This window comes from Rhizobacter fulvus (genome assembly GCF_964020785.1).
Window position 1 is genome coordinate 491,318 of the sequence record NZ_OZ224516.1, and the last position, 23,449, is coordinate 514,766.

The following is a 23,449-nucleotide window of genomic DNA, read 5'->3' on the forward strand; positions in this document are numbered from 1 at the left end:
CCGCGAATGCGCGAGGAGATACCCCATCGTCAGAGTTTGTGCGTCGACAGCAGCAGGCTCGTCTCGGTGCTCGCGATGCCTTCGATCAGCCGGATGTTGCCGAGCGCGCGGTCGAAGGCCTCGAGCGTGTCGGCGCGCAGCTCGGCGATCAGGTCCCAGCGGCCGTTGGTGCTGTGCAGGCCGGTCACGTTCGGGTGGCCGCGCAGCGCGTGCAGCACCTCGGCGCCGCGGTTGCCCTCGACGACGATCGTCATCAGCGCGCGGATCCGGTGCCCCTCGGCCTGCGGCTTCACGCGCACTGTGTAGCCGACGATCACGCCGTCGCGCTCGAGGCGCTTCATCCGGTTCTGCACGGTGCCGCGTGCCACCTTCAGCTTGGTCGCCAGCGTCGCGACGGGCAGGCGCGCGTCCTGCCGCAGCAGCGCGAGCAGTTCGCGATCGGTGTCGTCGAGGTTGGTCATGTTGCTCATTGGGCCTGAACAGATTGATCGATGAACGCATCATAACGATCGGTCTGCTGCCTTTTTGTTGGCCGCGAAGCCCGCGAAGATGCTCTCCAACCGGAGAGACCCATGACGCGATTCATCGATGTGCCCGCCATGACCCGGCTCGTCCAGCAAGTCGGCGTGCCGCGCTTCATCACCGACCTGGCCGACGCGATCGAGGCGGACTACCTGCGCTGGCACGAGTTCGACAAGTCGGCACGGCTGGCCAGCCACTCGGCGCTCGGCGTGATCGAGCTGATGCCGGTTGGCGACACGCAGCGCTTTGCGTTCAAGTACGTCAACGGCCACCCCAAGAACACCGCGCGCGGCCTGTTCACGGTGATGGCCTTCGGCGTGCTCGCCGAAGTCGAGACCGGTTACCCGCTGCTGCTGTCCGAGCTGACGCTGACGACCGCGCTGCGCACCGCCGCCACCTCGGCACTGGTCGCCCAGCGGCTCGCGCGGCCGGATTCGCGGACGATGGCGCTGATCGGCAACGGCGCGCAGGGCGAGTTCCAGGCGCTCGCGTTCCACACGCTGCTGGGCATCACCGACATCCGCGCGTTCGATGTCGACCCGGCCGCTACGACCAAGCTGATCCGCAACCTCGCGGGCTACCCCGCGCTGCGCGTGACGTGCGCCGCCTCGACCGCAGCGGCTGTGCGTGGCGCCGATATCGTCACCACCGTCACCGCCGACAAGACCCGCGCCACCATCGTGACGCCCGCGATGATCGAACCCGGCATGCACATCAACGCGGTCGGCGGCGATTGCCCCGGCAAGACCGAGCTGCATGCCGACGTGCTGCGCGGTGCGCGCGTGATCGTCGAGTACGAACCGCAAACCCGCATCGAGGGCGACATCCAGCAGCTGCCGGCGGACTTCCCGGTGACCGAGCTGTGGCGCGTGTTGGGCGGGTTGGCCCCCGGCCGCCAGCACGCGCGGCAGGTGACGGTGTTCGACTCGGTCGGCTTCGCGCTCGAGGACTACTCGGCGCTGCGCTACGTGCACACGGCGGCGCTGGCGCGCGGCATTGGCGAGGACGTGGCCCTCGTGCCGCCGGGCCGCCACCCGAAAGACCTGTTCGGTCGCCTCGGCGCGGCCGCGACCATCCCCGCGTCGAGCGAGGCCCTGGCGGCGCTGGGCATTCAGAGCGTCCGCAGGAACGTCGACAGCGTGGCCGAGACCGCCTCGGGCTGCTCCTGCTGAACCCAGTGCCCGGCGCCGTCGATCCAGTGGACGCCCCGCAGCTGCGTGCACACGCGCTCCTGCATCGCCTCGAGCGCGCCGGGCGATTGCCACGCACCCCAGTCGGCGCGGCCGGCGATGAAACAGGACGGCACGGCGATCGTGCGGCCTGCGAACAGCTGCAGGTCGGCGTTGACGCCCTCCGTCGCGCACCGATACCACTGCAGTCCGCCTTGCAGCCCGGTGCGGGCGAACTCGGCGGTGTAGACCGCGAGCTCGCCCTCCGGCAGCCAGGTGCACGCGGCGATCTGCGCCGGCGTCGGCATCTGCGGCGCGACGGTCTGGGCCATCCCCCGGCCCAGGTCCATCACGTAGTAGTCGGGCAGCTTGGCGAACTCGTCGGCGGTGGGCGCGGCGAGCCGGAACGGCCGGTTGCCGGGCCAGTCGGCGCTCTTGTGGTGGTAGTAGGCGCGCAGGAAGGCGTGCAGGCCCTGCGGCGCGTGCAGCATGTCGGCTTCCGCGCCGCGGGTCGAGTAGTACCACTGGTAGTGCTGGCGCGGGCGCGGCAAGCGCGCCAGCTCGGCGCGCAGATCGAACGCCGGCCCGGCCGCGGCCGCCAGCGCCGGCGGCCCGGCGAACGGCGCGCTCATCAAGGCCACCGCGCGGAACACGTCCGGCCGGGCGAGCGCGCAGCACGCGGCGACCGGCGAACCGAAGTCGTGCCCGATCACGGCGGCGACCGAGGGCACGCCGAGTGCAGCCAGCAGCCCGAGCTGGTCCGTCGCCAGATTCGTCAGGCGGAACGACGTCAGGTCGCCGTCGTAGCGCGCGTCCCAGCCGGTCGTGCGGCCGTAGCCGCGCTGGTCGGGCGCGATCACATGGAAGCCGGCCTGCGCCAGCGGCAGCATCACCTTGCGCCAGCTGTACGCCAGTTCCGGGAAGCCGTGCAGCAGCAACAGCACGGGCCGACCGCTCCCCTCGAAGCCGGCTTCGAGGAAGTGAACGTTCAGCCCGTGACGGTTGTCGACGTGGCGCGAGCGAATGCCCTCGGGCAGCTTCAGTGGCGGCGGGCGATCGGTCATGGCGCCGACGCGCCCTCGGCCTCCTGGTCCTGCAGCAGCCGCCACATCACCTTGCCCGAACCGGACTTGGGCAGCGCGTCGACAAACTGGACGAGCTTCGGCACCTTGTAGGCGGCCATGTTCTCGCGCGCCCAATTCGTGATGTCGTCGGGCGTGGTCTTGCCCTTCGCCTCGGCGCGCAGCACGACGACGGCCTTGACGGTCTCGCCGCGGTAGGCGTCGCGGGCCGAGATGATGCAGGCCTCCTGCACCGCCGGATGCTTGTAGAGCAGCATCTCGACCTCGGCCGGCCAGATCTTGTAGCCGCTGGCGTTGATCATCCGCTTCAGGCGGTCGGTCATGAAGAAGTAGCCTTCCTCGTCCATGCGGCCGAGGTCGCCGGTGCGGAAGAAGGTGTGGCCGTCGACCTCGATGAACGCGTCCTTCGTCGCCTCGGGGTGGCCCCAGTAGCCCTTGAACACCATCGGCCCGCGGCTGACGATCTCGCCGACCTCGCCGGGCGGCAATTCCTTCAGCGTCAGCGGGTCGATCACGCGCGAGTCGACGCCGAAGATCGGGAGGCCCAGGCATTGCAGCTTGGCGCGCTCGGGCGGGTTGGCGTGGGTCGGCGCGGCGGTCTCGGTCAGGCCGTAGCCTTCGGCGAACGTGAGGTCGAACTCGTCGAGCAGCCGCTGCGCCACGGCCTGCGGCATCGCCGCGCCGCCGCCGCTGAGGTAGGTCAGGCTGGTCAGGTCGAAGCTCTTGTAGTTCGGGCTGCCGAACAGGTCGATGATCATCGTCGGGATGCAGGTCCAGTGCGTGACCTTGTATTTCGAGATCAGCCGGCCGGCGAGTTCGCGGTCCCAGCGCGGCAGGATCACGCTGGTGCTGGCGGTGTAGATGTTGCCGACGACGCCGTACATCATCCCGGTGATGTGGAACATCGGCACGACCGCGAGGCTCATGGTCTCCGGGCTCGAATGGCCCCACTGCCCGCCGCCGACCGAGTTGGCCATCAGCGTGCGGTGGGTGTGCATGCAGCCTTTCGGCAGCCCGGTGGTGCCCGAGGTGTAGGGCAGCAGCGCCAGGTCGTCGGGCTGCGCCGTCAGCGGACCGGGCGCGAGCTGCAGCGCGAGCGCATCGGTCCAGCGGGTGCAGCCGGCCGGCAGCTCGGGGTCGCTGCGCAGCCAGGCCTCCATGGCGGGCGGCGGCACGTCGGCCGGGTCCAGCGGACCGGTCGGCATCGCGTCGGTGAAGCGGGTGACCAGCACCTGGGCCACGCGCTGCGCCTCGGGCACCGCGGCGTTCGCGCTGGCGACGATGCCGGCGAGGTCGGCGGTGCAGATCACGACGCGCGTCTGCGGGTCGGTGATGAAGTGCTTGAATTCCTCGGCCCGGTTCATCGGGTTGACCGGCACGACCACCGCGTTGGCGCGCAGGATGCCGTAGTAGGCCGCCGCGTACTGCGGGCAGTTCTGCATGAAGATCGCGACGCGCTCGCCGGCCTGCACGCCGACCTGCTGCAGCCAGCCGGCGATCGCCTCGGCCTGGCGCTTGAGCTCGCCGAAGCTCAGCGGCCGGCCCATGAACAGGTAGGCCGGCTTGTTGGGGAACCGGGTCGCCGCCACCTCGAGGTTGAACCACAGCGTGGTCTCGGGGATGGCCAGTTCGCGCGGCAGGCGCTTGGGCCAGATCTTGTGGTGGGGACGGTCGGTATCGGTTACTGCGGTCGGCTTCACGGGGGGGCTCCACGGGCAAAAGGGCTGGGTCGGGCAGACCGACGGTATAGCGCAGCCCGCGGAGGGCTCCTAGCGCGTGAACCCGATGTGCGCCATCCCCGGAGTAAAGCCCGCTAAGCAGTGTTTGTTCACGGGCCGCATCCACACCGCGCGCCTATGCTCTGCGCATGCCCGGCAGCACGCCCCTCCCCGCACCCGACGTCGCCGACACCGCGCCTGCGGTGCTCGACATCGAGGCCTCGGGCTTCGGCCGCGACAGCTACCCGGTGGAAGTCGGCTTCGTGCTGGCCGACGGCCAGAGCTACTGCAGCCTGATCCGTCCCGCGCCCACCTGGACCCACTGGGATCCGGACGCGGAGCGCGTCCATCACATCACGAAGGAGATCGTGATGCGCCACGGCCGCGAGGTCACGGAGGTGGCCACGCAGCTCAACGAACGCCTGCGCGGCCTCACGCTCTACTGCGACGGCTGGGCGCACGACTACGTCTGGCTCAACGTGCTGTTCGACGCCGCCGGCATGGCGCCGACCTTCAAGCTCGACAACCTGCGCGCGCTGCTGACCGACAAGGAAGCCGCGTTCTGGAACGTCGTGAAGAAGCAGATCACCACCGAGATGCGGCTGCAGCGCCACCGCGCCAGCTCGGACGCCAAGATCCTGCAGCGCACACTGATGCGGCTGCGCGAGCCGCTGACGCCGCGGCCGAAGGGGCCTGCCCGCGCCTGAGCACCCGCAGGAAGCCCGCCGGCACGGGGCTTGCTACCTCTTGTCGAACCCTGTTCGACGTGGAGACTCTCGCATGCAACACCGTACCTTCCTGAAGGGCGCCGTCGCGCTCGCGCTGTCCGCGGCCCTCGCGTCCGCGTTCGCGCAGACCGCGCTCGACGACGTGATGGCCAAGAAGCTGATCCTGATCGCGATCCCGACCGACGCGGCGCCGTACGGCTTCGTCGGCACCGACCTGAATCCGCAGGGGCTGGACGTCGACATGGCCGAGCTGATCGCCGCCAAGCTCGGCGTCAAGGTCGAGCTCGTGCCGGTGACCAGCGCCAACCGCATCCCCTACCTGCAGACGAAGAAGGCCGACCTGGTGATCTCGACGCTCGGCAAGAACGCCGAGCGCGAGAAGGTGATCGACTTCACCGCCGCGTACTCGCCATTCTTCCAGGCCATCTTCGGGCCGAAGAACGTGGTCGTGAAGACGCCGGCCGATCTGGCCGGCAAGACGATCGGCGTGACCCGCGGCGCGATGGAGGACCAGGAAGTCGGCAAGATCGCACCGCCCGGCGTCGACATCAAGCGCTTCGAGGACATGAACGGCACCGTCTCGGCCTACGCCGCCGGCCAGGTGCAGCTGATGGGCGTCGGCGCGTCGGTGGCCGGCAATTTCATGGCCAAGAACCCGCAGGTCAGCACCGAGTACAAGCTGCTGCTGAAGGATTCGCCGAACTTCATCGGCGTGGCCAAGGGCGAGGACAAGCTCAAGGCCAAGGTCAACGAGATCATCGCCGCGGCCAAGGCCTCGGGCGAGCTGAACAAGATGGCGCTGAAGTGGCTGGGCCGACCGCTGGGGGACCTGCCCTCCTGACGCGCTGACGCCGGCGCACCCGTGATCACCTTCGACTTCCTGGCGGTCCTCGCCGAATGGCGTCTGCTCGCCCGCGGCGTGCTGTGGACGCTCGGCCTCACGGCCGTGTCGGCGACGATCGGCGTTACGCTCGGCGTGGCCTGCGCCTGGGCGCGGCTGCACGGGCCGGGGTGGCTGAAGGCGGTCGTCGGCGCCTACGTCGAGCTGATCCGCAACACGCCGTTCATCGTCCAGCTGTTCTTCCTGATCTTCGGGCTGCCGGGCGCGGGCATCAAGCTCTCGCCTGAACTGGCCTCGGTGCTGGCGATGGTCGTGAACCTCGGCGCGTACGCGGCCGAGATCGTGCGCGCCGGCATCGCGACCACGCCGAAAGGCCAGATCGAGGCCGCGCAGAGCCTGGCGCTGAGCGAGATGCAGGTCTTCACGCGGGTCGTGCTGCCGCCGTCGCTGAAGCGGGTCTGGCCGGCGCTGGTGAGCCAGATCATCATCGTGATGCTCGGCTCGGCGGTCTGCGGGCAGATCTCGACGCCCGAGCTGTCGTACGCGGCGAACCTGATTCAGTCGAACAACTTCCGCGCGTTCGAGGCGTTCATCATCGCGACGCTGGTCTACCTGGCGCTGTCGATGGCGCTGCGGCGCCTGTTGAACTGGGCCGGGCCCCGGTTCATCTTCGGGAAGTAGAAGTGGACCACCCCCACGTTCACTTCGTTCACTGCCCCCCGCGGGGGCGCTCAACGCCCTTCGGGCGGCCGGGCGGGCGTTGACATGGTCGACTTCTCGATCTGGGACATCTTTCGCAACCTGCTGCTGGCGGCGCGCTGGACGGTGCTGCTGTCGCTGATCGCATTCGTCGGCGGCGGGCTGGTCGGGCTGGCGCTGCTGATCGCGCGCATCGCGAAACTGCGTGGCGCCGAGCGGCTGGTCGGCGGCTACGTGCAGCTGTTCCAGGGCACGCCGCTGCTGATGCAGCTGTTCCTCGCGTACTTCGGCCTGGCGCTGTTCGGCATCAACGTGTCGCCGTGGGTCGCGGCGGCGCTGGCGCTGACGCTCTACACCAGCGCGTTCCTGACCGAAATCTGGCGCGGCTGCGTGGCGGCCGTGCACAAAGGCCAGTGGGAGGCGTCGGCGGCGCTCGCGCTGAGCCTGCGCGAGCAGCTGCGCTACGTGATCGGCCCGCAGGCGCTGCGTGTCGCGGTGCCGCCGACGGTGGGCTTCCTGGTGCAGGTGATCAAGGGGACGGCGCTCGCGTCGGTGATCGGCTTCGTCGAGCTGACCAAGGCCGGCACGATGATCACCAACGCCACGTTCCGCCCGTTCACCGTCTACGCCTGTCTCGCGCTGATGTACTTCGCGCTGTGTTACCCGATCTCCGCCTGGAGCAAATCGTTGGAGAGGAAGCTGCATCGTGGTCGTTGAAGCATCGTCAGGAATCGTCGAGATCAAGGGCCTCAAGAAGCGCTTCGGCACCAACGAGGTACTGAAGGGCATCGACCTGTCGGTCAAGCGCGGCGAGGTGATCGCCATCATCGGCAAGAGCGGCTCGGGCAAGAGCACGCTGCTGCGCTGCATCAACGGGCTCGAGGTCTTCAACGAGGGCTCGCTCAGCGTCGACGGCAACCCGCTGCTGCACGGCAACGCCAACGCGATGCGCACGCTGCGCCAGCACGTGGGCATGATCTTCCAGGGCTTCAACCTGTTCCCGCACCTGAGCGTGGGCCGCAATGTGATGCTGGCGCCGACGCTGGTCAAGAAGAAGCACGCCGACGCCGCCATCGAGCAGGCGAAGAAGCTGCTCGCCCGCGTCGGACTGGCCGAGAAGTTCGACGCCCAGCCGGATCAGCTCTCCGGCGGCCAGCAGCAACGCGTGGCGATCGCGCGCGCGCTGGCGATGGAGCCGGCGGTGCTGCTGTGCGACGAGATCACCTCGGCCCTCGACCCGGAACTGGTCGGCGAGGTGCTGCGCGTCGTCGAGTCATTGGCCGACGACGGCATGACGCTGCTGATGGTCACGCACGAGATGAGCTTCGCGCGCAAGGTGTCGGACCGGCTGGTTTTCATGCACGCCGGCCGCATTCACGAGATCGGCCCGCCGGAGGAGATCTTCGGCGCGCCGCAGACGCCGGAGCTGAAGCAGTTCCTGTCGTCGATCCACGACTGACGCGGCAACGCTCAGCTGGCCGCGCGTCCGGCCTTGAGCCGGTCGATCTGCTGTTGCTGCTGCTCGACCACGCCGGCGTACATCTGCAACTGCTCGCCCAGTGCGCGCAAGCGCTCGCCGGTGCGCGAGCCCAGGCCGATCAGCAGCTTGGCGGCGACCCGCGGCTGCTGGTCGACGAGCTTTTCCAGACCCTGCCGCGACAGCGCGGCCGCCTGCACCGCAGAAATCGTCGTGCAGCTCGCCGAGCGCGGCGAGCCGTCGAGCAGCGCCATCTCGCCGATCACGCTGCCCGGGCCGACCACCGAGATCGCGACCGGAATCATGCTGCCGCCGATGCCGACCTCGATCGACACCTCGCCCTCGAGGACCAGCAGCAGATGGTCGAGCCGCACGTCGTCGCCCTCGCGGAACAGCGTGACGCCGGGACCGAAGTGCACCAGGCGCATCTGCGTGACCAGACTCGCGGCCTCGGGAGGCGTCAGGTTGAGCAGCGCACCGGGCGTGCGCAGCAGATCGGCCGCGCGCTCGGCGAGCGCGGGCACCTCGGACAGCGGGCGATGGTTGAGGGCTTGCACGCGCCGGACCTTATCACCCTCGGGCTTGCACCTAAAATCACGCCCTCTTCCAGACCACCAAGCGCTCCATGGCCACCATCCTCCAGCACCTCCCCGTCGGCCAGAAGGTCGGCATCGCGTTCTCCGGGGGGCTGGACACCAGCGCCGCGCTGCACTGGATGCGCAACAAGGGTGCGATCCCGTACGCCTACACCGCCAACCTCGGCCAGCCCGACGAGGCCGATTACGACGAGATCCCGCGCAAGGCGATGGAGTACGGCGCGCAGTCCGCGCGGCTGATCGACTGCCGCGCGCAGCTCGTGGCCGAGGGCATCGCCGCGTTGCAGAGCGGCGCGTTCCACATCTCGACCGGCGGGCTGACCTACTTCAACACCACGCCGCTGGGCCGCGCCGTCACCGGCACGATGCTGGTCGCGGCGATGAAGGACGACGATGTCAACATCTGGGGCGACGGCAGCACCTACAAGGGCAACGACATCGAGCGCTTCTACCGCTACGGGCTGCTCGCCAACCCGGGCCTGAAGATCTACAAGCCGTGGCTCGACCAGCTCTTCATCGACGAGCTGGGCGGGCGCGCCGAGATGTCGGCGTTCATGAGCGCGGCCGGCTTCAAGTACAAGATGTCGGCCGAGAAGGCCTACTCGACCGACTCGAACATGCTCGGCGCCACCCACGAGGCCAAGGACCTCGAGTTTCTTTCCAGCGGCATCAAGATCGTCAACCCGATCATGGGCGTGGCCTTCTGGCGCGACGATGTGGAAGTCAAGCGCGAAGAGGTCAGCGTGCGCTTCGAGGAGGGCGTGCCGGTCGCGCTGAACGGCAAGACCTTCGCGAGCGCCGTCGAGCTGATCCTCGAGGCCAACCGCATCGGCGGCCGCCACGGCCTGGGCATGAGCGACCAGATCGAGAACCGCATCATCGAGGCCAAGAGCCGCGGCATCTACGAGGCGCCGGGGCTGGCGCTGCTGTTCATCGCCTACGAACGCCTCGTGACCGGCATCCACAACGAGGACACGATCGAGCAGTACCGCATGAACGGCCTGAAGCTCGGCCGGCTGCTCTACCAGGGCCGCTGGTTCGACCCGCAGGCGATCATGCTGCGCGAGACCGCGCAGCGCTGGATCGCCAGCGCGGTCACCGGCGAGGTGACGCTCGAACTGCGCCGCGGCAACGACTACTCGCTGCTGAACACCGAGTCGCCCAACCTCACCTACCAGCCCGAGCGGCTCAGCATGGAAAAGGTCGAAGGCGCATTCTCGCCCCAGGACCGGATCGGCCAGCTGACGATGCGCAACCTCGACATCGCCGACACCCGCGAGAAGCTCGGCATCTACGCCGGCACCGGCCTGCTCGCCGCCGGCGGCGCGGCGGACCTGCTGCGACTGGGCAAGAGCGGCGGCTGATTCCCGACAACCCGACGCTGTCACATTGCCGCAGCACAATCCGGAGATGCGTGCCAACGGCCTCTCGTTCAAGCAACTCGCTGCGCGCGGGCTGCTGGCGCTGGCCTTCCTGTTCGCGCAGCAGACAGCCGCACTGCATTGGCTCTCGCACGCGGTCGAGGCCACGCAGGCCAAGGCCGGCAAGGGCGCGCCACCCGGCCACCATTGCGACGAGTGCCTGACGCTCGGCGCGCTCGGCGCCGGCGCCACGAGCGCTGGCGTCACGCTGCCGCTCGCGGGCGCGCAGCCCGCGCTGCCCGGCGTGGCGAGCGACGCGGTGTCGCCCGCACCCCTGCGCCTGGCCTTTCGCTCGCGCGCGCCCCCTGTCCTGACCTGAAGCCCTTCGTTGCCGCTGCCGGAGCAGATGCGCTCCGGCCTGCGTCCGTTCCGCTTTCAGATTCAGGACCAGCATGTTCAAGATGTCCCCCCTGGCGGGCGCGTGCGCGCTCGCGTTCGCCGGTGCGTCCGCGCACGCCGCCGACCAGCAACTGGCGCAAGCCGCCCCGCCCGCGCCTGCCACCGCCGCCAGTGCCGCCCCACCCGCCGCCCGACTCGACCGGGTCGAGGTCAAGGGCACGCGCCAGCGCCTCGACGAGGCGCGCAGCTCGCTTTCGCCCGAGACCGGCAGCACGATCTACCGCTTCGACCAGGCCGACATCGGCCGCCTGCCGCTGGGCGACGCCACGCCGCTGAACCAGGTGCTGCTGCGCGCGCCCGGCGTCGTGGGCGACTCGTACGGCCAGTTGCACGTGCGCGGCGACCACGGCAACCTGCAGTACCGCGTCAACGGCGTCGTGATTCCCGAGTCGATCAGCGGCTTCGGCCAGACGCTGGACACGCGCTTCGCCGACAACGTCAACGTGCTGACCGGCGCGCTGCCGGCGCAGTACGGCTACCGCACCGCCGGCGTGGTCGACATCCGGACCAAGGGAGCCGATCTCGCCAATGCCGGCAGCATCGACTTGGTGCTCGGGAGCCGCGGTCACCGCGAGGCGAGCGCCGAGATCGGCGGCACCGCCGGCAACCTGCAGTACTTCGTCACCGGATCGTCGCTGCAGAACGAGATCGGCATCGAGAACCCGACGCCGGCGAAGAACGCGATCCACGACGACACCCGCCAGACCAAGGGCTTCGCGTACCTGAGCTACCTGCTCGGCGAAAGCAGCCGCCTGAGCCTGATGCTCGGCACCGCACAAAGCCGCTTCCAGATTCCGAACGTGCCGGGCGAGACGCCGGCGTACAGCCTGGCAGGCGCCGCAGCACCGGAATCGCGCGACCTCGATGCCAACCAGCGCGAGCGCAACGACTTCCAGGTGCTGACGTTCCAGTCCAGCCTCGGCGACGGCACCGACTACCAGCTCTCGCTGTTCAACCGCAGCACCAGCCTGCACTACCAGCCCGACCCGATCGGCGACCTCACCTACAACGGTGTGGCCGCCGACGTGGTGCGGCGCAACGTGGCGAGCGGCCTGCAACTCGATGCGAGCCGCGTGCTGAACCCGCAGCACACGCTGCGCGCGGGCCTGTTCGCACAGCGCGAACGCGGCTCCGTGACCAACGCATCGACCGTCTTCCCCGCGGACGCCGACGGCAACGCCACCAGCGACCAACCGCTGACGATCCAGGACGACAGCCGCCTGACCGGCCACCTGTTCGGCGTCTACCTGCAGGACGAGTGGCAGCCCACCAAGGCGCTGACGGTCAACTACGGCGTGCGCTACGACAAGGTCGACACGGTCGTCGCCGAATCGCAATGGAGCCCGCGCGTCGGCGTGGTCTACCAGCTCGGTGACGACACCCGCGTGCACGCCGGCTACGCCCGCTACTTCACGCCGCCGCCGACCGAGAAGATCGACACCACCTCGGTGCAGAGGTTCCTGAACACCACGAACGCGCTGCCGTCGGATGCGAACACCGCCGTGCGCTCGGAGCGCTCGAACTACTTCGCGCTCGGCGTCTCGCACCAGCTGACGCCGCAGATCACACTCGGCGCCGACGCCTACTACCGCGACGTGCGCCACCTGCAGGACGAAGGCCAGTTCGGCAACGCGCTGATCTACTCGGCCTTCAACTTCGAGCGCGGCCGCATCTACGGCATCGAGTTTTCCGGCTCGTACAAGGACGAACGACTGTCGGCCTACGCGAACCTGAGCCTCAGCGCGGCGCGCGGCCGCGGCATCGAGACCGGCCAGTTCAACTTCGACGCCGACGAGCTGGGCTACATCCAGAACCACTGGGTGCACCTGGACCACGAGCAGAAGATCGCGGCCTCGGCCGGCGCGTCGTACCGCGTCGGCGACGCGACGACGGTCGGCGCCGACGTACTCTACGGCAGCGGCCTGCGGCGCGGCTTCGCGAACAACGAACACCTGCCAAGCTACGTGCAGGTGAACGCGTCGCTGGCGCGCACGTTCCGCACCGACGCCTTCGGAAAATTCGACCTGCGGCTGACGGCGCTGAACCTCTTCGACCGCAGCTACCAGCTGCGCGACGGCAGCGGCATCGGCGTCGGCGCGCCGCAGTACGCGCCACGGCGAACGCTCTACGTGGCGCTGAGCAAGCCGTTCACGTTCTGAGGTCGGCCGCGAGCGGCATCACACCACCAGCGGCTCCGGTTCCAGCCGGATGCCGAACCGGCCGTACACGCTTTCCTGGATCGCGCCGGCCAGCAGCATCACCTCGGAGCCGATCGCGCCGCCGCGGTTCACCAGCACGAGCGCCTGCTTCTCGTAGACGGCCGCCTGGCCGACGTGCTTGCCCTTCCAGCCGCAGGCGTCGATCATCCAGCCGGCGGCGAGCTTGATGCTGCCGTCGGGCAGCGGGTAGTGCACGATCTCCGGGTCGCGGCCGATGATGTCGCGGCACTGCTCGGGGGTGACGATCGGGTTCTTGAAGAAGCTGCCCGCGTTGCCGATCACCGCCGGATCGGGCAGCTTGGCGCGCCGGATCGCGCAGACCCAGTCGAACACCTGCTGCGCGCTCGGCGCGTGGATGCCGGTCTCGGCCATCCGGCGTTCGATGTCGAGGTAACCGAGCACCGGTTGCCACGGCCGCGGCAGGCGAAAGCGCACGCGCGTGATCACGGTGCGGTTCGCGAGCGCGTTCTTGAACACGCTGTCGCGGTAGCCGAAGGCACAGGTGTCGGCAAACAGCGTCTGCGTGCGTCCAGTGACCAGATCGACCGCGTCGAGCGACTCGAAGCGGTCCTTCAGCTCGACGCCGTAGGCGCCGATGTTCTGCACCGGCGAGGCGCCGACCGTGCCCGGGATCAGCGCCAGGTTCTCCAGCCCGGGCCAGCCGCGCGCGAGCGTGTGTGCGACCAGGTCGTGCCAGTTCTCGCCGGCGCCGGCCTCGACGATCCAGGCGTCGGCGCGCTCCTCGACCAGCCGGATGCCGCGCACCTCGACCTTCAGCACGATCTGCGGCATGTCCCGGGTCAGGATGATGTTGCTGCCGCCGCCGAGCACGAACTTCGGCGCGCTGCCCAGCACGGGGTCGTCGACGACCCGGCGCACGTCGGCATCGCTCGCGATCCGCACGAGCGTGCCGGCCACCGCCGGCAGGCTGAAGCTGTTGTAGGGTTTGAGGCTCACGCCCCTCTCGATTTGCATGCCACAATTTTCCTCTATTGCCGCCCGGCAGCTCGCATCAAATCACCATGCCCTCCTTTGACACCGTCCTCGAACCGAATCTCGTCGAAGTGCGCAACGCCGTCGACCAGACCAGCAAGGAAATCGGCACGCGCTTCGACTTCAAGGGCTCGTCCGCCAAGGTCGAGCTGAAGGAGAAGGAGCTGACGGTCTGGGCCGACAGCGATTTCCAGATCGGCCAGGTGCTGGACATCCTGATCGCCAAGCTCACCAAGCGCAGCGTCGACATCCGCTTCCTGGACCGCAGCGCCAAGATCGAGAAGATCGGCGGCGACAAGGTCAAGCAGCTGATCACCGTGAAGAACGGCATCGACAGCGACACCGCGAAGAAGATCCAGACCTTCGTGAAGCAGAGCAAGATGAAGGTGCAGGCCGCGATCCAGGGCGACGTCGTGCGCGTCACCGGCGCGAAGCGGGACGACCTGCAGGCCGCGATGGCGCTGATCCGCAAGGAGATCGCCGACGCGCCCCTGTCGTTCACCAACTTCCGCGACTAGCCGGGCCCATGCGGACGCTCACCGCGGCGGTGCTGATTGTCGCCTTGCCGGCGTTCGCACAGACGGTCTCGCTCAGCGGCAGCCTCGGCGACAAGGCGCTGCTGGTGATCGACGGCACGCCGCGCACCGTGGCGGCCGGCAGCACCGTGAACGGCGTCAAGCTGCTGAGCGTCAGCGGCGGCGACGCGGTGGTCGAGGTCCAGGGCAAGCGCGTCAAGCTCGCGCTGGGCGGCGCTCAGGTCAACCTCGGCGGCAAGCCGACCGAAGGCAGCGGCTCGCAGATCGTGCTGACGGCCGGCAGCGGCGGCCACTTCTTCGCCAACGGCTCGATCAACGGCAAGGCGGTGCGCTTCGTCGTCGACACCGGCGCGACCTACGTCTCGATGGGCGCGGCCGAGGCCGAACGCCTCGGCATCGATTTTCGCCGCGGCGAGCGCGGCATGACGCAGACCGCGAACGGCACGATGCCGGCCTACAAGGTCATGCTCGCATCGGTGCGGATCGGCGACGTCCAGGTCTACAACGTCGAGGCGCTGGTCGGGCAAAGCGGCATGGACCAGATCCTGCTCGGCAACAGCTTCCTGACGCGCTTCCAGATGAAGCGCGAGAACGACCTGATGACGCTGAACCGGCGCTACTGAGCCGCCGGCGCGTTCACGGCGCGAGCAGGCGCTGCAGCAGCTCGGGCGTCGGGTAGCCGTCGGCCGGCAGACCGACGCTGCGCTGCCAGCGGCGCAGCGCCGCTTGAGTGGCCGGGCCGATCAGTCCGTCGGCGGCGCCACTCGCGAAGCCGCGCTCGTTCAACCCGGCCTGCAGGGCCGTGACCTGGCTGCGGGTCAGCGCGGCCAGGTCGCGCGGCCATGGGGACTGCACGGCCGCCCCGCCGGCGATGCGCTGCGCCAGCAGTCCGACCGCCAGCGCATAGCTGGTCGAGTTGTTGTACTTGAGGATCGCGCGGAAGTTGGGCCCGACCAGGAAGGCCGGCCCGCGCGCGCCGGCCGGCAGCAGGATCGCGGCGTCGGGCACCTCGGGCAGCGGTGCGCCGTCCGCCGCGCGCACGCCCTCGGTGGCCCACTGTGCAGTCGACAGGCGCAGCACGCCGTCGGCACGGCCCGGGTCGAAGCCCGCGGGCAGGATCACCTCGGTGCCCCACGGCTGACCGGCCTGCCAGCCGGAGTGGGCGATGAATGCCGCCGTCGAGGCCACCACGTCGGCCATGCTGCCCCAGATATCGCGGCGGCCGTCGCCGTCGGCATCGACCGCGTGCGCGAGGAACACCGATGGCAGGAACTGCGTCTGTCCCATCGCGCCGGCCCACGAGCCGATCATCTGTGCGCGCGTGATGTCGCCGCTTTGCAGGATGCGCAGTGCGGCCAGCAGCTCATTGCGCGCCCAGGCCTCGCGGCGGCCGTCGACGCCGAGCGTCGCGAGCGCGTCGATCGTCGGGATGTCGCCGAAGTTGGCGCCGTAGTTGCTCTCGATGCCCCAGATCGCGACGACCAGGCTGGCCGGCACGCCGAAGCGCGCGGCCGCCGTGTCGGCGGCCGGGCCGAGCTCGGCGAGCCGGCGCTGGCCCTGCGCGACGCGCTGCGGCGAGACGGCCGTGTCGAGGTAGTCCCAGACGGTGCGGGTGAATTCGGGCTGTGCCCGGTCGAGTTCGACGACGCGCGGCAGGTAGCGCACGTCGTCGAACGCGTTGTGCAGCGTGGCCTCGTCGATGCCGGCGGCGCGCGCACGCACGCGCATGTCCTCGATCCAGCGCGCGAAGCGCTGGTCGAGCGCAGCCGCATCGCGCACGGCGCCATCGACGGCCACCTCGGCGACGGCGGGCGCGGCGGGCAGCGCACGGCGATCCGGGACGCCGGCGACCGGGACGCCAGCGCAGCCGGCCACGGCCGCGAAGGCGAGCAGCGCGGTCGCGCAGCGCGCGCGGCGCTTCAAAGAGCGGTGTGAAGTCGACATCCCGACGATTCTGACCCGCATCAACCCACCGGCTTGCGGGCCATCGAAAAGGCCGCGACGGCCGCGACGCCGACGCCGGCCAACACGAGCAGCAGTTCCCGGTAGCCGGGCAGCGCGAGCAGCAGCCACGCCGTGGCCAGCGGCGCGCTGGCGCGAGCGAGCAGCGAGATGCCGGTCATCGCGCCGCTGATGCGGCCGACGTGCTCGCGGCCGAAGAACTCCGGCACCAGGCTGCCGCGCACGATCGTCACCAGCCCGTTCGCGACGCCGAACAGCAACGCGAACACCAGCAGCGCCGCGGTCTGGTCGGCCAGCGCGAAGATCGCCAGCGAGACCGGCAGCCCGGCCAGCACGATCAGCCCGAGCCGGCGCGCCGAGATCCAGCGGCCGAAGCCGAGGTACGCGAAGCGTCCCGCGACCTGCGCCGGGCCGAACCAGACGACGACCGCCAGCGCCTGCGCCTCGCTGCGGCCCTTGGCGGCGAACGCCGGCATCATGTGCGCCCACATCGCCGCGGCCGCGAACGAGTAGAGCGTGAAGGTCACGGTCAGCAGCCAGAACGAGCGCTCGCGCAAGGCTTCGTGCAGCGTGGAATCGTTGGCCGGGTCGTGCGCCGCGGCGCGCACCGCCCGCGCCGGCGTGCCGCGCAGCGCCCACGCGTGCAGCGGCGCGATCAGCAGCAGCAGCACCCCGCCGATCACCGCCAGCGCGATCCGCCAGTCGTAGTGCGCAATCAGCCAGGCCGCCGCCGGGAACGACAGGGTGCTCGCGAAGCCGCCGACCAGCGTCAGCGAGGTGATGCCCTCGCGGTAGCGCTCGGGAAAGCGCTTGGTCAGGATGTTGAATGCCGGCTCGTACAGCGTCATCGCCATCGCCGCGCCGAGCAGGGCCCAGGCCGCGTACAGCGCGGGCAGGCTGTGGATCTGCGACCAGACCAGGAAGCCGATGCCGGCGAGCACGGCGCCCAGCGTCATCAGCGCCCGGCCGCGGCCGGCGTCGATCGCAGCGCCGGCCGCGTAGGTGGCGCCGCCCCAGACCGCGAGGCCGAGCGTCAACGCGCCCATCAGTTCGGGTTTGCTCCACCCGAACGCACGCTGCATCGGCAGCACGAACGAGGAAAAGGCGTAGTAAAGCGCGGCCCAGCACACCAGCTGACCGGTCGCCAGTGCTACAACCGTGGCGCGAAAGCTGGGCGGGTTCATGCCCGACGATTATCGGCAGCCCCCGCCACTGTCACGGCAGGGACAGGAAAAAAACGCACGGTCGTGCTAAAAACCCTGTTCCACGCCACACACACCGGTCAGCGAAGACGGAGACGACCCATGGACCTGAATTTCACGCCCGAAGAACAAGCCTTCCGCGAGGAGATCCGCGGCTGGGTCGCCGAGAACCTGCCCAAGGACATCAGCCACAAGGTTCACAACGCGATCCACCTGACCAAGGAAGACATGCAGCGCTGGGCGCGCATCCTCGGCAAGAAGGGCTGGCACGGCTGGGCCTGGCCGACGCAGTTCGGCGGGCCGGGCTGGAACGCGATCCAGAAGCACCTGTTCGAGGAGGAGACCGCGCTGGCCGGCGCGCCGCGCGTCGTGCCCTTCGGTCCGGTGATGGTGGCGCCGGTGATCATGGCCTTCGGTACCAAGGCGCAGCAGGAGCGTTTCCTGCCCGGCATCATGAGCGGCGACGTGTGGTGGAGCCAGGGCTACAGCGAGCCGGGCTCGGGCTCCGATCTGGCCTCGGTCAAAACCCGCGCCGAGCGCAAGGGCGACTACTACCTCGTCAACGGCCAGAAGACCTGGACCACGCTCGGCCAGTACGGCGACTGGATCTTCTGCCTGGTGCGCACCAGCAACGAAGGCAAGCCGCAGACCGGCATCAGCTTCCTGCTGATCGACATGAAGAGCCCCGGCGTCTCGGTGCGTCCGATCATCACGATGGACGGCGCGCACGAGGTCAACGAGGTGTTCTTCGACAACGTCGAGGTGCCGGCGGACCAGCTGATCGGCGAGGAGAACAAGGGCTGGACCTATGCCAAGCACCTGCTGGCGCACGAGCGGACGAACATCGCCGACGTCAACCGCGCCAAGCGTGAACTCGAGCGCCTGAAGCGCATCGCGGCCGCCGAAGGCGTCTACGCCGATACCCGCTTCCGCGACGAGATCGCCAAGCTCGAGGTCGAGGTCGTCGCGCTCGAGATGATGGTGCTGCGGGTCCTCTCGGCCGAGAAGAGCGGCAAGGCCGCGCTCGATGTGGCCGGCCTGCTGAAGATCCGCGGCAGCGAGATCCAGCAGCGCTACGCCGAGCTGATGATGCTCGCCGCCGGCCCGGCCGCCATCCCCTACCAGCGCGAGGCGATGGAGGCCGGCTGGCAGGGCGACCTGAGCGCCGGCGCGTTCGTCGCGCCGCTCGCCGGCACCTACTTCAACATGCGCAAGACCACGATCTACGGCGGATCGAACGAGGTCCAGCGCAACATCGTCGCGCAGACCGTGCTGGGCTGAACGGACAAGGAATCACCATGGACTTCGATTTCAACGACGATCAAGAAATGCTGCGCGACACCGTGCGCAAATGGGTCGACAAGGCGTACACCTTCGAGCGCCGCCGCGGCATCGTCAAGGAAGGCGGCTACTCGCCGGCGGCCTGGAAGGAACTCGGCGAACTCGGCCTGCTCGGCCTGTATGTCTCGGAAGCGAACGGCGGCATGGGCTTCGGCCCGGTCGACGCGATGGTGGTGATGGAAGAGCTCGGCCGCGGCATCGTGATGGAACCGTTCGCGGCCGTCTCGCTGGTCGCGACCAGCCTGCTGAACGCGACCCAGGCGCCGTCCGCGGCGCTGTGGCTGCAAGGCATCGCCGAAGGCCGGGAGCGGGTCGTGCTCGCGCACCAGGAGCGTACGGCGCGCTACCGCCTGGCGCATGTCGAGACCACCGCGAAGAACGTCGGCGGCACCTGGCAGCTGACCGGCACCAAGACGATGGTGCCGGCCGGCGCGCACGCCGGCGCCTTCATCGTGCCGGCGCGCGTCAGCGGCGCGGTCGACGCACCGGACGGCATCGCCCTGTTCCTGATCTCGAAGGGCGAGAAGGGCGTGAGCGTCAAGGGCTACCCGACGCAGGACGGCGCGAGCGCCGCCGACGTGACCCTGAACGCCGCCGACGCGATCGAGATGCTGCCCGCCGGCACGGCGTTCGACGCGCTCGAGCACGCGATCGACATCGGCATCGCCGCGCTGTGCGCCGAGGCGGTCGGCGCGATGGACAAATTGGTCGCGGTCACCGTCGAGTACATGAACACGCGCAAGCAGTTCGGCGTCGCGATCGGCACCTTCCAGGCGCTGCGCCACCGCATCGCCGACGTGAAGATGCAGCTCGAGCTGGCCCGCTCGATGAGCTACTTCGCGAGTCTGAAGCTGAACGAACCGCCGGCCGCGCGCCGCCGCGCAATCGCCCAGGCCAAGTACCAGCTCGGCCAGTCGATGCGCTTCGTCGGCCAGCAGTGCATCCAGCTGCACGGCGGCATCGGCGTGACCGACGAGTACGTCGCCGGCCATTACTTCAAGCGCCTGACGGTCATGGAGATGACCTACGGCGACTCGCTGCACCAGCTCGGCGAGGTGTCGGCGCGGATGCAGAGCACCGCAGGTGTGTTTGCTTGACCTTCACCGCAGGTGTCTCTGCTTGACCTTCACCGCGGGCGTCTTCGCGTGACATGGTGAAGCTCGCCGCGCTGCTGCTGGCGCTGTGCGGCGCGCTGGCGCAAGCCGCGGAGCCGCTCGTCATCGCCCACCGCGGCGCGAGCGGCTACCTGCCCGAGCACACCCTGGCCGGCTACGAGCTGGCGATCCGGATGGGCGCCGACTACATCGAGCCCGACCTGCAGATGACCCGCGACGGCGTGCTCGTCGCGATCCACGACGACACGCTGCCGCGCACCACCAATGTCGCGGAACTGTTCGCGGCCCGAAACGGCGGCTACAAGGTCGCCGACTTCACGCTCGCCGAAATCCGCACGCTGACCGTCAAGCCGACCACCACCGGCGCCGCCACCTACCCCGGCTTCACGCCCGCGTTCGCCGAACTTCGGGTGCCGACCTTCGACGAGGTGATCGCGTTGGCAAAGGCGCAGCGCGCAGTCGCCGGCCGCCCCGTCGGCCTCTACCCCGAAGCCAAGCAGGCCGATCCGGCGATGGAAGACCGACTTCTCGCGACGCTGCAGCGCGAGCAGCTCACGCGCGCCGCCGACCGGGTCTTCGTGCAGTCGTTCAGCGACGCGACCGTCCAGAGCCTCGCCGTCAAGCAGCGCGCGCTCGGCATGAGCCTGCCGCTGGTGCTGCTCGGCCATGCGATCACCCTGCCCGACGGCCGCGCGATGATGGCCGCGCCGGGCGGCCGCATGCTGCCTTTGAAGGACGTGGCGGCGTACGCGAGCGGTGTCGGCGTCGCGATGGCGAACACCAAGTACCCGTTGACGAAAGCGTGGGTCGCGCAGGCCCACGACGCCGGGCTCCAGGTGCACGGCTGGACTTTCGCGAAGCTCGACGCCGCCGCGGCCGCCGACGAATACCGCACCTTCCTCGAGATGGGCCTGGACGGCGTGTTCAGCAACTACAGCGACCTGGCCGTGAAGGCGCGCAACGCGTTCGTCGCGGGCCGCAAGTGACGCAGCCGCCGCGCACCGACAGCCTCACCGACGTGCGCGGCCTGCGCGTCGGCCACCACACCGACACGCGGCGCCCGACCGGCTGCACCGTGATCCTGACGCCCGATGGCGCGGTCGCCGGCGTCGACGTGCGCGGCGCCGCGCCCGGCACGCGCGAGACCGACCTGCTGTCGCCGCTGAACGCGGTCGACACCGTCCACGCGATCCTGCTCGGCGGCGGCAGCGCCTTCGGGCTCGATGCCGCCGGGGGCGTCATGCGTTGGCTCGACGAGCGTGGCCACGGCGTGCAGGTCGGACCGGCCCAGGGCCACGAGCCGGCTCGCCAGGCGATCCGGGTGCCCATCGTCCCGGCGGCCATCTTGTTCGACCTCTGGGTCGGCGACCCGACGATCCGGCCCGACGCTGCGTCGGGCTACGCGGCCTGCGAGGCCGCGAGCGACGCCGCGGTCGCGCAAGGCAATGTCGGTGCCGGTGCGGGCTGCGCGGTCGGCAAGCTGTTCGGCATCCACCGCGCGATGCGCGGCGGGCTGGGCAGCGCCTCGCTCACGGTCGACGGCATCACCGTGGCCGCCCTCGTCGCCGTCAACGCGATCGGCGACGTGGTCGACCCGGCCACCGGCCGGCCTATCGCCGGCGCGCGCACGCCCGACGGCCGCGCGCTGCTCGGCACGATGCAGGCGCTGCGCCGCGGCGACGTGCCCGCACCGCTGCAGATCGGCGCCGCGACGACGCTCGGCGTGATCGCGACCGACGCGGTGCTGACCAAGGCGCAGGCGAACAAGATCGCGCAGATGGCGCACGACGGCTTCGCCCGCGCGATCAACCCGGTGCACACGATGACCGACGGCGACACGATCTTCGCGCTCGCGACCGGCGCGGCCGGCCGCAGCGCGCACCTCACGCTGCTCGGGGCACTGGCGGCCGACGTGATGGCCACCGCGATCGTGCGCGCGGCGCGCGCCGCGAATCGCCTCGACGCGCCGGGCCTGCCACCGCTGCCCGCAGCCGCCGACCTTGCCCCCGACGATCACACGAACAACTCGACCCCGGAGACCCCGCGATGAGCCTGACCCTGAACCGCCGCACCCTGCTGATCGGCGCCGCCGCATCGGCCGCACTCGGCGCCTGCGCCACCGGGCCGGGCGCCGCCAGCCCGCCGCCGATCGTGTTCGTGCACGGCAACGGCGACACCGCCGCGCTGTGGACGACCACGCTGTGGCGCTTCGAATCCAACGGCTGGCCGCGCGAGCGGCTGCGCGCGATCGACATCCCCTACCCGCTCGCCCGCGACGACGACACCAAGCCGCAGGCCGGTCGCAGTTCCACCGCGGAGAACATGGCCTACCTCTCGACCGAAGTCGACAAGCTGCTGCTGGCCACCGGCGCGCGCCAGGTCGTGCTGATCGCCAACTCGCGCGGCGGCAATGCGGTGCGCAACTACCTGCAGAACGGCAGCGGTGCCGGCAAGGTCTCGCACGCGATCCTGTGCGGCACGCCGAACCACGGCGTCTACGCCGACCCGACGCGCGCGCCGAACGGCGAATTCAATGGCGCCGGCGCCTTCCTCACCGGCCTGAATGCGCCGAAGGGACCGAACGGCGACGAGGTCACGCCCGACGTCAAGTGGATGACGATCCGCTCCGACAACAACGACAAGTTCGCGCAGCCGGACGGCGTGTGGATCGGCGCCAAAGGCGTGCCGACCCACGTGACGGCGGAGGGCCCGGCGCTCAAGGGCGCCGAGAACGTCGTGATCGCCGGCATCGACCACCGCGAGACCGCCTACAGCGCGAAGGCCTTCGAGCAGATGTTCCGGTTCGTCACGGGCAAGCCGCCGGTCTCGCTCGCGATCACGCCGGAGACCCGAGTCGTGCTCGACGGCCGGGTCAGCGGCTACCTCGGCTACGCGCCGCAAGGCGTGGTGCCGACCAACCTGCCGCTCGTCGGCGCGACGCTCGAGATCTACGCCACGAACCCCGCGACCGGTGAGCGCCTGGGCGGGCCGGTGCACCGCAAGACCATCGGCGCGGACGGTCAATGGGGGCCGTTCGATGCCGACCCGCAGGCGCGCTACGAATTCGTGCTGGCTGCGCCGGGCTATGCGACGACGCACATCTACCGCTCGCCGTTCCCGCGCTCGTCCGCCGTCGTGAACCTGCGGGTCGAGAAGATCCTCGACACCGACAAGGACGCCGCGGCCGTCGTCATCATGACCCGCCCGCGCGGCTACTTCGGCCTGCCACGCGACCAGATCAGCCTGGACGGCAAGGCTCCGCCCGGTGTTGCGCAGGGTGTCGCAGGCGTCGCGTCGTCGAAGCTCAAGCTGACCGACGGCGCCAGCCGCGCGGTCGTCGGCGTGTTCAACGACGAGCGCGTGGTCGGCCGCACCTGGCCCGTGGCGAACAACGAGCTGAGCTACCTCGAGCTGATGTACTGAACGCCG

Annotated in this window: 23 protein-coding genes; 16 read left to right on the forward strand and 7 right to left on the reverse strand. The window is 69.8% G+C overall.

What is annotated here, in order from left to right; all coding sequences use genetic code 11:
• Positions 1-29: 29 nt before the first annotated feature.
• Positions 30-461 carry an Lrp/AsnC family transcriptional regulator gene (locus ACWH49_RS02375; protein ID WP_056467045.1) on the reverse strand — a complete coding sequence of 144 codons (432 nt, stop codon included), beginning with the start codon at positions 459-461 and terminating at the stop codon, positions 30-32.
• Between the two features lie 111 nt (positions 462-572).
• On the opposite strand from ACWH49_RS02375, the gene ACWH49_RS02380 reads away from it, so the two are divergent.
• A complete protein-coding gene (locus ACWH49_RS02380; RefSeq protein WP_448169988.1) occupies positions 573-1,694 on the forward strand; it encodes an ornithine cyclodeaminase in 1,122 nt (373 codons plus the stop codon).
• Here the strand turns inward: ACWH49_RS02380 and ACWH49_RS02385 are convergent.
• Positions 1,634-2,755 carry an alpha/beta fold hydrolase gene (locus ACWH49_RS02385; protein ID WP_448169989.1) on the reverse strand — a complete coding sequence of 374 codons (1,122 nt, stop codon included), beginning with the start codon at positions 2,753-2,755 and terminating at the stop codon, positions 1,634-1,636. The genes ACWH49_RS02380 and ACWH49_RS02385 overlap by 61 nt on opposite strands.
• A complete protein-coding gene (locus ACWH49_RS02390; RefSeq protein ID WP_448169990.1) occupies positions 2,752-4,473 on the reverse strand; it encodes a long-chain fatty acid--CoA ligase in 1,722 nt (573 codons plus the stop codon). The genes ACWH49_RS02385 and ACWH49_RS02390 overlap by 4 nt, the downstream gene beginning before the upstream one ends.
• A 167-nt stretch (positions 4,474-4,640) precedes the next feature.
• On the opposite strand from ACWH49_RS02390, the gene ACWH49_RS02395 reads away from it, so the two are divergent.
• From ACWH49_RS02395 to ACWH49_RS02415, 5 genes are all read left to right on the forward strand, one after another.
• On the forward strand, positions 4,641-5,198 hold the full coding sequence (locus ACWH49_RS02395; RefSeq protein WP_448169991.1) for a 3'-5' exonuclease: 558 nt from the start codon (positions 4,641-4,643) through the stop codon (positions 5,196-5,198).
• Between the two features lie 73 nt (positions 5,199-5,271).
• Positions 5,272-6,060, forward strand: a complete 789-nt coding sequence (locus ACWH49_RS02400; protein WP_448169992.1) for a transporter substrate-binding domain-containing protein — start codon at positions 5,272-5,274, stop codon at positions 6,058-6,060.
• A 24-nt stretch (positions 6,061-6,084) separates the two neighbouring features.
• Complete coding sequence (locus ACWH49_RS02405; RefSeq protein ID WP_448174291.1) at positions 6,085-6,741, forward strand: amino acid ABC transporter permease; 657 nt, start codon at positions 6,085-6,087, stop codon at positions 6,739-6,741.
• Between the two features lie 84 nt (positions 6,742-6,825).
• The gene (locus ACWH49_RS02410) at positions 6,826-7,476 is read left to right on the forward strand and encodes an amino acid ABC transporter permease (RefSeq protein ID WP_056464381.1); all 651 of its coding nucleotides are present in this window, start codon (positions 6,826-6,828) and stop codon (positions 7,474-7,476) included.
• Entirely contained in the window at positions 7,466-8,218 is a 753-nt protein-coding gene (locus ACWH49_RS02415) for an amino acid ABC transporter ATP-binding protein (protein WP_448169993.1), read from the forward strand. The genes ACWH49_RS02410 and ACWH49_RS02415 overlap by 11 nt, the downstream gene beginning before the upstream one ends.
• 11 nt (positions 8,219-8,229) lie before the next feature.
• Here ACWH49_RS02415 and ACWH49_RS02420 read toward each other — a convergent pair whose 3' ends face one another.
• Positions 8,230-8,793 carry a cyclic nucleotide-binding domain-containing protein gene (locus ACWH49_RS02420; protein WP_448169994.1) on the reverse strand — a complete coding sequence of 188 codons (564 nt, stop codon included), beginning with the start codon at positions 8,791-8,793 and terminating at the stop codon, positions 8,230-8,232.
• Positions 8,794-8,861: 68 nt separating this feature from the next.
• On the opposite strand from ACWH49_RS02420, the gene argG reads away from it, so the two are divergent.
• The 3 genes from argG to ACWH49_RS02435 all read left to right on the forward strand — a co-directional run bounded on the left by argG (position 8,862) and on the right by ACWH49_RS02435 (position 12,811).
• Positions 8,862-10,196: an argininosuccinate synthase gene (gene argG, locus ACWH49_RS02425; protein ID WP_448169995.1), complete on the forward strand. Its 1,335-nt coding sequence runs from the start codon at positions 8,862-8,864 to the stop codon at positions 10,194-10,196.
• A 46-nt stretch (positions 10,197-10,242) separates the two neighbouring features.
• A complete protein-coding gene (locus tag ACWH49_RS02430) occupies positions 10,243-10,572 on the forward strand; it encodes a hypothetical protein (protein WP_448169996.1) in 330 nt (109 codons plus the stop codon).
• Positions 10,573-10,645: 73 nt separating this feature from the next.
• Complete coding sequence (locus tag ACWH49_RS02435; RefSeq protein WP_448169997.1) at positions 10,646-12,811, forward strand: TonB-dependent receptor; 2,166 nt, start codon at positions 10,646-10,648, stop codon at positions 12,809-12,811.
• An 18-nt stretch (positions 12,812-12,829) separates the two neighbouring features.
• Here ACWH49_RS02435 and murB read toward each other — a convergent pair whose 3' ends face one another.
• Positions 12,830-13,864 carry a UDP-N-acetylmuramate dehydrogenase gene (murB, locus tag ACWH49_RS02440; RefSeq protein ID WP_448174292.1) on the reverse strand — a complete coding sequence of 345 codons (1,035 nt, stop codon included), beginning with the start codon at positions 13,862-13,864 and terminating at the stop codon, positions 12,830-12,832.
• Positions 13,865-13,893: 29 nt separating this feature from the next.
• Between murB and ACWH49_RS02445 the strand changes: the two genes are divergently transcribed.
• Positions 13,894-14,382, forward strand: a complete 489-nt coding sequence (locus tag ACWH49_RS02445) for a YajQ family cyclic di-GMP-binding protein (protein ID WP_448169998.1) — start codon at positions 13,894-13,896, stop codon at positions 14,380-14,382.
• 8 nt (positions 14,383-14,390) lie between these two features.
• Positions 14,391-15,023 (forward strand): retropepsin-like aspartic protease family protein, encoded by a 633-nt coding sequence (locus tag ACWH49_RS02450; RefSeq protein WP_448169999.1) that lies wholly within the window; start codon positions 14,391-14,393, stop codon positions 15,021-15,023.
• A gap of 13 nt (positions 15,024-15,036) precedes the next feature.
• Here ACWH49_RS02450 and ACWH49_RS02455 read toward each other — a convergent pair whose 3' ends face one another.
• Both ACWH49_RS02455 and ACWH49_RS02460 read right to left on the reverse strand, forming a co-directional pair.
• Positions 15,037-16,344: a lytic murein transglycosylase gene (locus tag ACWH49_RS02455; protein WP_448170000.1), complete on the reverse strand. Its 1,308-nt coding sequence runs from the start codon at positions 16,342-16,344 to the stop codon at positions 15,037-15,039.
• A gap of 20 nt (positions 16,345-16,364) precedes the next feature.
• On the reverse strand, positions 16,365-17,546 hold the full coding sequence (locus tag ACWH49_RS02460) for an MFS transporter (RefSeq protein WP_448170001.1): 1,182 nt from the start codon (positions 17,544-17,546) through the stop codon (positions 16,365-16,367).
• A gap of 120 nt (positions 17,547-17,666) precedes the next feature.
• Here ACWH49_RS02460 and ACWH49_RS02465 point away from each other — a divergent pair, with 120 nt between their 5' ends.
• The 5 genes from ACWH49_RS02465 to ACWH49_RS02485 are packed head-to-tail and all read left to right on the forward strand — an operon-like array spanning position 17,667 to position 23,443.
• Positions 17,667-18,845, forward strand: a complete 1,179-nt coding sequence (locus ACWH49_RS02465) for an acyl-CoA dehydrogenase family protein (RefSeq protein ID WP_448170002.1) — start codon at positions 17,667-17,669, stop codon at positions 18,843-18,845.
• 17 nt (positions 18,846-18,862) lie between these two features.
• Positions 18,863-20,002, forward strand: a complete 1,140-nt coding sequence (locus ACWH49_RS02470; RefSeq protein ID WP_448170003.1) for an acyl-CoA dehydrogenase family protein — start codon at positions 18,863-18,865, stop codon at positions 20,000-20,002.
• A gap of 53 nt (positions 20,003-20,055) precedes the next feature.
• The gene (locus ACWH49_RS02475) at positions 20,056-21,006 is read left to right on the forward strand and encodes a glycerophosphodiester phosphodiesterase family protein (RefSeq protein WP_448170004.1); all 951 of its coding nucleotides are present in this window, start codon (positions 20,056-20,058) and stop codon (positions 21,004-21,006) included.
• Positions 21,003-22,070: a P1 family peptidase gene (locus ACWH49_RS02480; protein WP_448170005.1), complete on the forward strand. Its 1,068-nt coding sequence runs from the start codon at positions 21,003-21,005 to the stop codon at positions 22,068-22,070. The genes ACWH49_RS02475 and ACWH49_RS02480 overlap by 4 nt, the downstream gene beginning before the upstream one ends.
• A complete protein-coding gene (locus tag ACWH49_RS02485; protein ID WP_448170006.1) occupies positions 22,067-23,443 on the forward strand; it encodes an alpha/beta fold hydrolase in 1,377 nt (458 codons plus the stop codon). The genes ACWH49_RS02480 and ACWH49_RS02485 overlap by 4 nt, the downstream gene beginning before the upstream one ends.
• The last annotated feature ends 6 nt before the right edge of the window (positions 23,444-23,449 follow it).